This window comes from Natrialba sp. INN-245 (genome assembly GCF_009807105.1).
In the GTDB taxonomy this organism is placed as follows: domain Archaea; phylum Halobacteriota; class Halobacteria; order Halobacteriales; family Natrialbaceae; genus Natrarchaeobius; species Natrarchaeobius swarupiae.
Window position 1 is genome coordinate 25,087 of record NZ_WUBV01000029.1, and the last position, 10,003, is coordinate 35,089.

Consider the following 10,003-nt stretch of genomic DNA (forward strand, 5'->3'; position numbering starts at 1 on the left):
AATCGACATCGACCACGAACAGCCCAACCGCGACCGCTGCGACGACGAGGACGGCGCTCACGACGACGAGAGACAACGAACGCTTCACAGCGATTGTAGAACGGGAAACTACGTATAACGTTTGGTTCAGCCATCGAACGTCGGTGAGCGGCGCTTACGACCTGGTTTTCGACGTGAAACGGTCGAGAGGCTCGAAGCGGCGCTCACCCCACCCCGGATCAGACGGACCGTTGTCGTCCGATACCGATGATCGCTCGGACGGGTTTGCGATCACCGGCCAAACGCTCCAACGATCCCTCTCAGTTGTTGCGACAGCAATCCTGGTCCGGCATCGTCACCCGGAGTTCGTCGCCGACCTCGTAGAAGTAGCCACGCTCGAGCAGTCTGGCGAGTGCGTACTTTGCGTCCTCGCGCTCGAGCATCAACTTGCGGCTCGCGGACAGCGAATCGACGGCGGCTTCGTACTCGATCGACCGACCGGAACCCACCTCATCGGCTCGCTCGTCGGCGTGGCTCCGCAGATACTCGTAACACTCGAGGATCCACTCGGGAAGCGGCGGGCGTGGTCCGTCGAGGCCGGGCATTTCGGTTCTCGGTATCGGCTTCAATATCGACTCGGTTAAGTGTATTCCCCGTTTGCCCGGTCGTCTTCGGGACGCGCTAGCGGTGGTGGCGGGCGGCCGCGAATAATCTAATCGAACAGACGCGAACCATTTGAGTGGCCGACCACGCGTACGGATTGTTGTCCCTGTGTCCCGCCGCTCCCGAAGAACGGGTCCCAGGAGCGACGGTACTGACAGACAGTAACCCGTAACTATCGATCGCCGACGGCTCGATCCACAGCCGATCGAACCCGTTCGGCCGTCAGAGCTGACAAGCCAACGAGAGTACCATCCGTTTCGTCGACGATCATCGGGATGAGATCGACGCGGGAGTCGTCCCCTGCGTCGACGACGACGACGGACTCTACAGATCTCGCGAGTTTGAACGCGGCCTCGCGGGTCGTTTCGGTGGGGCTGGCGTCAGCGACAGTGGCTCGGCCGTCGGTGACGAGAACGACGACAGCCGCATCCGTTTCCGTGCGTTCGACGACCGTCCGTGCCGTCTCGAGTCCGGCCGGAAGCGGCGTCCGGTCACCCGACGGGAGGTCCTTCAAGTGTCGCGCCGCGAGCCCCACGCTCTCCGTTGGCGGGAGCAAGACGTCGGCGTCCTCGCCCGCGAAGGCCACGAACGCGACCCGGTCTCGTCGCTCGTAGCTCTCATGCAGGAGTTCGAGGACGACGCCTTTCGCCGCTCGCATCGCCGGGCGCATCGAGGCGCTGGCGTCGACGGCGAAGACGATCGTAGTCGATGTCTCGCCGGTTCGAACGGACCGTCTGAGATCCCGTCTTTCGACCTGTGATCTCCCTCGAGCGGCGGCCGAACGAATCGACGCCGCAGCGTCGATCGGATCGCCCTCCGAAGCGGGTTCAGTCCTGACGCGCGCGCCGCGGTTGTCGACAGTAGGGACCGCACTCACCCGATCACCGCCGGTCGCCGGTGAGTCGTAACTGTCCACGGTCGGCGTCTCGAGGTCGGGTGCCCTCGCCTCGCCGACGCCGGCGACCTCGCCCCGTCGCTGGCCCGGCACGAGTGGTCGGGCATCCTCGTCGCCGGCGGATTCGTCGTCATCTTCGCTGTCGCCGTTACCGACATTGTCGGATTCGGACCCACGAGAGTCGTCCCCGCCGAACGTCCCGGCACCGCTGGCCTCCAGCGGTTCGGGCTCGTCGACGGGTTCATCCGCGGTTTCGGATCGGCGGTCGGAACCGTCCGAGTCACGGTCGGAGTGATCGGGGGATGTCCCGGGGCGGCCGTCCGGATCGCTCGAGTCGCGACCGTCGGAATCGGCGTCGCCGGCGGTATCCTCGCCACTATCTCGGCTGGTTCCGTCGCCCGTCTCGTCGGAGTCGTCTCCCATCTCGTCGCCATCACCCGTTTCCGCTTCGGTTCCCTGTCTTTCGGACCCGTTGGACGCGCTCTCGTCGAACCGATCCTCGAGCAGGTCGTCGAGGTCGGGTTCGTCCTCGAACGGCGTAGCTCGAAGACGATGCGGGAGTGCGTAGCTCGTGGCCTCGTGGACATCGGGTTCGATCACCGTCGTCCGACCCTCGAGTGTGGCGAGCGTCATCGCCGTCCTGGCGATCGCGACGTCGCCACGGTGGCCGTCGACGCCGGCCTCGAGACAGAGGTCGGCGATCTCGCGTTTGAACTCGGTCGGGAGGTCGACCCGGGGGAGGCGCTCGCGGGCCTCGAGAAGGTCGGTCCGGAGTCGGTCGACGTCGTCGGCGTACTCGGCTCGGAGGTCGGCGTCGCCGGAGCCGTCCTCGAGTGCGCGGTCGATCACCTCGACGCGGTCGTCGACGTCGCGACAGCCCGTCACGCTGGCCTGGAGGGCGAACCGATCGCGCAGTTGCGGGCGAAGGTCGCCCTCCTCGGGGTTCATCGTACCGACCAGGGTAAACTCCGCAGGGTGGGAGAGGCTGACCCCATCGCGTTCGACGGTGTTGACGCCGCGTGCGGCCGCATCGAGGAGGACGTCCACGAGGTGGTCCTCGAGCAGATTGACCTCGTCGACGTAGAGAATACCGCGGTGGGCTCGAGCGAGCAGGCCGGGATCGAAGTCGGCCTCACCCGACAGGGCGTCGGCGACGGAAAGCGTGCCGACGACCCGATCCCTGGTCGCCCCGAGCGGGAGGGTAACGAGCGGAACGGGACGGGTTTCGACCGGCAGGTCGTCCGGATCGCGGTTCCGACACGACGCACACTGCGAGGCGCGGTCGTCCGGATCGCAGCCGTACGGACAGTCCGCGACGGCTCGTTGCTGGGGGAGCAGATCGACCAACCCGCGGACGGCGGTCGACTTCGCGGTTCCCTTCTCACCGACGATCAGCGCGCCGTCGAGGCCGTCGTTGGCCGCGACGGACAGCAGAACGCGCTTTAATTCGTCCTGCTCGACGATGGCGGGAAAGGGGAGTGACGACAGGTTTTTGCCGCCACGCTCTGCAACCATGCTTGAGCTAATACAATAGAGGTTTAAAAATTCGATGACACGCATCGGGATCTACACCGCGACGGAGAACGAACTCGGCTCGATCGGGCAGGCCGCCGAGCGCCTGCCCGAGGTCGAACTGGTCGTTCGCTCGGAGAGCGACCTGGACGGCGAACCCGAGATCGAGGCGTTCGTCGAGGAACTGCGCGGCGCCGACGCGGCAGTCTTCTGGCTGCACGGCGCCGAAGAGAGCATGCCCGGCTACGAGTACGCGACCGGGGCACTAAGCGAGGTGAACGTCCCACTGATCGTCAAATCGACGGGCGACGCGTTCGCCGTGGAGGACACGACGGTCGCCAACGACCACCGTGATCGGGTATACGAGTACCTCGAGCGCGGCGGGACGGTAAACGTCGAGAACTGCTGTCGGTTCCTCGCGGCGGAGTACGCGGGCCAGAACCACGCGTACGACGACCCCACACGCCTGCCGACGGAGGGCGTCTACCACCCCGACCATCCGGGGATCGGGTACGAGGACCTCCTCGAGACACACGACCCCGGGAAGCCGACGGTCGCAATCTGGTTCTACGAATCCCACTGGACCCACGAGAACGTCCGGTATGTCGACGTACAGGTCCGTGCGCTCGAGGAGCAGGGCGCAAACGCCCTGCCGATCTTCTGTAACCCCGCCACGGACACAGAGGAGCAAGAGGATGCCGAGTGGGTGACCGACAACTGGCTGGTCGGCGACGATGGCGACCCGATCGTCGACGCCGTCCTCTCTTCGTTCATGTTCTCGCTCTCGATGGACGAACGCGGACGCTCGGCCAGCGGGGAGGGCGACTCCGCGGAGGATGTCTTCCTCGACCGACTCGGGGTGCCTGTGCTCCAGACGATCACGACGATGCGATCCCAGTCGCGCTACGAGGCCAGCGATACGGGCGTGATAGGGTTCGAACTCGCCCTTTCCGTGGCGCTACCGGAGTTCGATGGCAACGTCATCACACACCCCGTTTCCGGTAAAGAGCGAACGGACGACGAGGCCGGCATCGGCAGCGCGCCGAAACACCACTTCCCGATCGCAGACAGGATCGACCACGCGACCCGGCTTGCGGTCAACTGGGCGACCCTCCGGCACACGCCGAACGAGGAGAAGAACGTGGCCGTCGTCCTCCACAACTACCCGCCGAGCGACGACGGGATCGGGACGGCGTTCGGGCTCGATTCGCCCGAGTCGACCGTCAACCTGCTCTCCGAACTCGAGGCGCGTGGGTACGATCTCGGCGGAGAAATGCCGGAAGACGGACAGACACTCGTCGAGAAATTGACCTCACAGCTCACGCTCGAGGACCGGTGGGTCGCCCCGGAGGACGTCCGCGACCTGTCGGTCGACGTCGTCTCGCCCGACACCTACGAGGGGTGGTTTGCGGAGGCTGACGACCGGTTCCAGGAACACGTTCTCGAGGAGTGGGGCGAGGTGCCCGACCGCCCGTTCGCCATCCCGGGCGTCGAGTTCGGCAACGTGCTCGTCACCGTCCAGCCGCCTCGTGGATTCGGCATGGACCCCTCGAAAGTCTACCACGACTCGGACCTCCAGCCGCCCCACGACTACTACGCGTTCTACGGCTGGCTCCGTAACGCGTTCGAGGCCGACGCCGTTGTCCACCTCGGCACCCACGGCAGCCTCGAGTGGCTCCCCGGCAAGACGGTCGGTCTCAACGGGGCAAGCGCACCCGACCAACTGGTCGACGACATCCCGAACGTCTACCCCTACATCGTGAACAACCCCGGCGAGGGGACACAGGCCAAACGCCGGTCGTACGCCGCCATCGTCGACTACCTGACGCCCGTGATGCGGTCGGCGGGAACGTACGACGAACTCGCGGAACTCGAGGAACTCGCAAATCAGTATCGGGAAGCCGGGATGGAAGACGCCCGCGCGGACGACGGCGAGCATCTCGAGGGGCTGATCCGCGAGAAAGTCGAGGAACTGGATCTCGCAGTCGAACTCGGCATTTCGGGGACGATCGACGAGAAGGCGGACGTCCGTGGCCCCGACGAAGCGGGGTCGACGCTCGCGGAGGGGGCGGTCGACGGTGACGTGATCGGTGCGGACCTCACGACCGACGACCTCGTCGAACGGGTCCACGAGCACCTCACGGACGTCAAGACGACCCAGATTCGGCTGGGCCTGCACACGATGTCAGAGCCGCCCGAGGGCGAACGTCTGGTGGAGTATCTGGTCGCCCTGACGCGCCTCGAGAACCCCGGCGCGCCGAGCTTACGCGAGAGCGTCGCCGGCGCGCTCGGCGTCGACTACGAGACGATGCTGAACGCGCCCGGTGAGTACGACGAGGCGCTCGGGATGACCTACGCCCAGGCCGCCGATGTGGTCCACGAGACGAGCCTCGAGTTGGTCGAAACCCTCGCGGAACACGACTTCGACGTGCCCGAGTCGGAACGAGACGCCGGCCCAGAGAGCGAAGTGAATATGAACCTGCTGGTCGTCGACCTCGAGACGATCGGCGACGGACGAGCCAAATCGGGTGCCCACGACGACCTACGCGAGGTGCTGGCCTACATCTGCGAGGAAGCCAAGCCGCGCGTTCAGGGGGCCGAGGACGAGATTCCGCGAACTGCCGACGCGCTCTCGGGCGAGTACGTGCCGCCGGGCGGCTCCGGCGCACCGACCCGCGGGGGCGTCGACTTGCTCCCCACGGCGCGTAACTTCTACACGCTCGATCCACGGAAGGTTCCCGCGAAACCCGCGTGGCAGGTCGGGAAGGAGGTCGCCGAGGGTGTCCTCGAGCGCCACTACAGTGAAAACGGCGACTATCCGGAGGAGATCGGCGTCGTCGCCTGGGGGACCCCCACCGTCCGCACCCGCGGCGAGACCATCGCCCAGGTGCTCGCGATGATGGGCGTCGAACCGCAGTGGACCGACGCCGGCCGGATCGACGACGTCGAGCCGATTCCGCTCGAGGAACTCGATCGACCCCGAATCGACGTGACGACCCGCGTCTCCGGGCTGTTCCGGGACGCGTTCCCGGCCGCGGCGGGCGTGATCCACGACGCCGTGGATGCGGTCGTCGATCTCGACGAACCCCACGAGATGAACTACGTGAAAAAACACGTCGAGGAGGAGGCCGAGCAGTTACAGGAGATGGAGGGCCTCGACGAGAGTGATGCCCGAAAGGCCGCCCTGCACCGCGTCTTCACCACGAAACCCGGCGGCTACGGTGCCGGGACGAACAAGGCCGTCGACGAAGGCAACTGGGACGACCGCTCCGACCTCGCCTCCGTCTACGTCCAGTGGGGTGGCTACGCGATGGGCTCGAGAGGGCGCGTCTCCGAGGCCCACGCATCCTTCGAACGGCGTCTCTCGAGCGTCGACGCCACAGTCAAACTCGAGGACACGATGGAACAGGACGAGTTCGACTCCTCGGACTGGTATGCCTTCCACGGTGGTTTCATCTCCGCGGTGAGGGAGATTTCGGGCGAGGAACCCGCCTCCTACGTCGGCGACTCCTCGGACCCCGACAACGTGGACGTCTACACCAACGAGGAGAAAGTCCGCAAGGCGATGCGCGCCCGCGTGCTGAATCCCGACTGGCTCGAGTCCATGGAGGAACACGGCTACAAGGGTGCGGGCGACCTCTCGACGACGGTCGACGTGACGCTGGGCTGGGACGCGACGACGGGCGTCGTCTCCGACCGGCTCTGGGAAGAAGTCGCCGAGAAGTTCGTCTTCGACGAGGATCGTCAGGCGTGGATGCGCGAGGTCAATCCCTGGGCGCTCGAATCCATCACCGACACCTTGCTCGAGGCGATCGATCGCGACCTCTGGGATGCCGACGAGGCCACGATCGATCGGCTTCGCGACCTGAATCTCGAGGTCGAAGGCGACCTCGAAGCGCGGACGACTAACGACGCCGTCGGCGCGGGGGTGTCGACCGATGACTGACGCCGCTCGCGGAACAACCGAATCCGTTCGCCCGAGAGACGATGGTCGCGGCCCGGTGCGTGATCAGCGATGAGCGACAGCGACGGAGCGATCGAGGAGGAGTACGCCGACCTCGGCGCGACGACGACCGAGGCGATGGAGATCGCCGAGACGAGCATGGACATCGTCCGCCAGTTCGTCCCCGACGAGACGCTGGCCGACCGCGTGCGCCAGAAGTCGGTCCACTCGATGGGCGACATCGAGTTCCAGCACCTCCTCGAGTTCACCGGCCGGGACGAGATCGGCAACGACGAGGATGCACCCATTCGGGCAGGCGCACGTGCCGTCCTCGAGTCCGCCGACATCGTCACGGACATCACGATGGCCAAAGCGGGCGTCACGAGCAGGGGCCACGACTGCGAGCGACGCAAGGCGATCGGCCACGGAAGCGAACTCGCGAAAGAGACGGAGATGACCCGAACCGCGGCGTCGGTGCTCGAACTCGACAAACGAGGGGTCTACGACGGGGCTATCGCGGTGGTCGGCAACGCGCCGACAGCCGCGTTCGCGCTCGCAGACTGCATCGAAAACGGGACCAGACCCGCCGCCATCGTCGCCACGCCGGTCGGCTTCGTCAAGGCCTCCGAAAGTCGGGAACGGATTCGCGAGGTGAGCACCGAGTACGGCGTCCCGGCGATCACGAACGTCGGCCGTCGAGGCGGAAGCGGCCTCGCAGCGGCGCTGACCAACGAACTGATCCACGTCGCAAGCGACGTCCGCGCCGGCGACCTCGAGTTGGATCTCGCGGCCGAAACTCGAGTCGCCCAGAACGAGGCTGGGGACGCGGATCGATGAGTCGATAGCGGTCGGCGATCGATCCGAGAAACGCTCCCATGTCGACGCGGATGTTCCGAAACGACACTACCGGAGCTGTAGACTCGGTGTAGTTGGTCTGACGATCGCCGCTGTGGCCGTGATAGTATCGTCTGCCGGCCTCGAGTTGGCTGGCCAGCTATCTTTGAACAGCGAGAGAATCCCACCGTTTACGGTGGGCGTGAATCGCGTCGCTGGACGACACAATACTGGGTCGGACTCGTACTCTCGATCGGGAGCGTTGCCTGGGCAGCAGTTCGTGGCGCACAACACTCGAGTGGCTGGTACGGAGGCGGAGTGATCTCGGCACTTGTGGGCGTGATCGTGGTTGGCTACGGCGTCGAAAACGAGGTCATGTTGGCGACGATGGTCGGTGTCCTCGCAGTCGCCGGCGGTGTTGGTGCGGTGGTCGTTACGGAAAATTCGAGGCGAAAGCCTCGCCCTTCAGGGCGGGGATGAAGCCGACCAACAGTATTCAACCGCCGTCGATGGCATAGACGGGGTTCCAACGCAATCTTTAAGAAGTTCATCCACCGTCTCGCGTGCGTCTGTGAGGAGTACGGCATCAGCCTCGAAGCCGAGTCGGAAGCGTGGACGAGTCAGACGTGTCCCGAGTGTGGCGACCACGAGAAGACGGTTCGCCACGAGGAGACGCTGACGTGTCCGTGTGGATTCGAGGGACACGCCGACCTCACGGCGTCAGAGACGTTCCTTCGAGAAAACAGCGATTGCGAAATCAGGCCGATGGCACGGCCCGTGCGATTCGAGTGGGACGACCACGACTGGTCGGGGAAACCATACCCTCACGAAAGTCCCAAAGAAGTGCGCACGAACCCGCAAGTTGCCTCCGTGGGTCGGTAGCCGAACCCCCAACGGAGGAATCCTCGCGCTTTAGCGCGGGGAGGATGTCAACTTAGTGAACCTCCTCGGGGTCAAGCCCCGAGGCACTCGCCTTGAACCGCCTGTAGAGGAACAGCGAGTCCGACAATACTCCTGTACAAGCACATAGAAAGAAATAGTTTTCTTAGGAAATTATTTGCCCATAGAGTCCGTAGCACCTGGTATGGCCGAGACGTGGGATAACATCAACGAGCAGGTCAAAGCGGACTGGAAAGACGAGACCACGCCATTCGAGCGGGTGTACGAAATCGTTGAGCAAACCCACGACGGGCAGTCGGCAGCCGAGATCGCCGACCGCGCCCTCGTGAGCGAACCGACGGCACGCCGACACTGCAAGGCGCTCGTGAACACGGGCTTCGCCGAGACGGAGCAGGACGGCCAAACGACGCTGTACAAGCGAAACAGCGACCGGGTGTTGATGTCCCGGATCCGCGAGCTTCGTGAGGAGGTTAATCGACCGGAGTTGCTCGACAGCATCAAGGGAATGAAGGCCGAGATCCGACGCTTTGAGGACCGCTACGACGTGGTGTCACCCGAAGAGCTCAGCCAGCAACTCGACGCCGACGAGACGGAGGGCTGGGACGACCTCACCGCATGGCGAACGACGCGGCAGAACCTCGCCGTTGCCCAAGCAGCACTTGCCTACGACGAAGCCAGACACCAGCTCGCTGTATGAGCGAGGACGACCGAGCCGGCGAGTTCGGACCGATCTATCTCCCGGCGCTCCAGCGGATTCGTGACCGCTGGCTCGAGCTCGAGCCGGTAGTCGACGCAACCTCGTACGATGACGTCGTCGCACCCACGGAACTGCAGATCAGTCTCAGCGACGGCCTTGGAGACGCCGACGCTGCGAGACTCGATATCCAGTGGAGCGAACTGGGGATGTACTCGTTTCATTACGTCGATAGCGAAGACGTCAACTGGCGATTCGATCGCCACCCGAATACACACTCACCCGAAACCCACTTTCATCCCCCACCGGCCGCAACCACGACGGCCGCCGAACCGTCCTGTATCGACGTGACCGAGGTATCACTCGTCACTCGTGCAGTCCATTCGATGTGGCGAGCGGCGTACGATAACGATGACCTGGATCGGCTGAATAGTGCGTCAAACCCACCGTGAATGACTACCACGAGGGTCTAGAAGGGATCTTGCCAGTCAACTGCCCCGCGCACGGTGGCGCGGGGCTTGTCAGTGAACTCGGCCTCTTCCGACGGTTAGTCGGACGGGACGAATCCCCGGTTCGGTGTCAC

6 protein-coding genes and 1 pseudogene are annotated in these 10,003 nt (G+C 64.9%); 5 read left to right on the forward strand and 2 right to left on the reverse strand.

Annotated features, from left to right (window positions below; translation table 11 throughout):
- Positions 1 to 299: 299 nt before the first annotated feature.
- Together GRS80_RS09575 and GRS80_RS09580 are read right to left on the reverse strand one after the other, a co-directional pair.
- Entirely contained in the window at positions 300 to 584 is a 285-nt protein-coding gene (locus tag GRS80_RS09575; protein WP_160047360.1) for a hypothetical protein, read from the reverse strand.
- Positions 585 to 814: 230 nt separating this feature from the next.
- On the reverse strand, positions 815 to 3,052 hold the full coding sequence (locus GRS80_RS09580; protein WP_160047361.1) for a VWA domain-containing protein: 2,238 nt from the start codon (positions 3,050 to 3,052) through the stop codon (positions 815 to 817).
- Positions 3,053 to 3,086: 34 nt separating this feature from the next.
- Here GRS80_RS09580 and GRS80_RS09585 point away from each other — a divergent pair, with 34 nt between their 5' ends.
- The 5 genes and pseudogenes from GRS80_RS09585 to GRS80_RS09605 all read left to right on the forward strand — a co-directional run bounded on the left by GRS80_RS09585 (position 3,087) and on the right by GRS80_RS09605 (position 9,872).
- Complete coding sequence (locus GRS80_RS09585; RefSeq protein WP_160047362.1) at positions 3,087 to 6,995, forward strand: cobaltochelatase subunit CobN; 3,909 nt, start codon at positions 3,087 to 3,089, stop codon at positions 6,993 to 6,995.
- A 69-nt stretch (positions 6,996 to 7,064) separates the two neighbouring features.
- Positions 7,065 to 7,829, forward strand: a complete 765-nt coding sequence (locus GRS80_RS09590; protein ID WP_160047363.1) for a precorrin-8X methylmutase — start codon at positions 7,065 to 7,067, stop codon at positions 7,827 to 7,829.
- 534 nt (positions 7,830 to 8,363) lie between these two features.
- A pseudogene (locus GRS80_RS09595) lies at positions 8,364 to 8,708 on the forward strand (zinc ribbon domain-containing protein); the annotation flags it as partial.
- A 202-nt stretch (positions 8,709 to 8,910) separates the two neighbouring features.
- Positions 8,911 to 9,423 carry a winged helix-turn-helix domain-containing protein gene (locus GRS80_RS09600; RefSeq protein ID WP_160047364.1) on the forward strand — a complete coding sequence of 171 codons (513 nt, stop codon included), beginning with the start codon at positions 8,911 to 8,913 and terminating at the stop codon, positions 9,421 to 9,423.
- Positions 9,420 to 9,872 carry a hypothetical protein gene (locus GRS80_RS09605; protein ID WP_149082538.1) on the forward strand — a complete coding sequence of 151 codons (453 nt, stop codon included), beginning with the start codon at positions 9,420 to 9,422 and terminating at the stop codon, positions 9,870 to 9,872. The genes GRS80_RS09600 and GRS80_RS09605 overlap by 4 nt, the downstream gene beginning before the upstream one ends.
- Positions 9,873 to 10,003: the final 131 nt, after the last annotated feature.

Excerpts from the sequence above, each read along its gene's own strand:
- GRS80_RS09590 (WP_160047363.1), top strand. The coding sequence starts at position 7,065 with ATGAGCGACAGCGACGGAGCGATCGAGGAGGAGTACGCCGACCTCGGC.
- GRS80_RS09605 (WP_149082538.1), top strand. The coding sequence starts at position 9,420 with ATGAGCGAGGACGACCGAGCCGGCGAGTTCGGACCGATCTATCTCCCG.
- GRS80_RS09575 (WP_160047360.1), bottom strand. The coding sequence starts at position 584 with ATGCCCGGCCTCGACGGACCACGCCCGCCGCTTCCCGAGTGGATCCTC.
- GRS80_RS09600 (WP_160047364.1), top strand. The coding sequence starts at position 8,911 with ATGGCCGAGACGTGGGATAACATCAACGAGCAGGTCAAAGCGGACTGG.
- GRS80_RS09580 (WP_160047361.1), bottom strand. The coding sequence starts at position 3,052 with ATGGTTGCAGAGCGTGGCGGCAAAAACCTGTCGTCACTCCCCTTTCCC.
- GRS80_RS09585 (WP_160047362.1), top strand. The coding sequence starts at position 3,087 with ATGACACGCATCGGGATCTACACCGCGACGGAGAACGAACTCGGCTCG.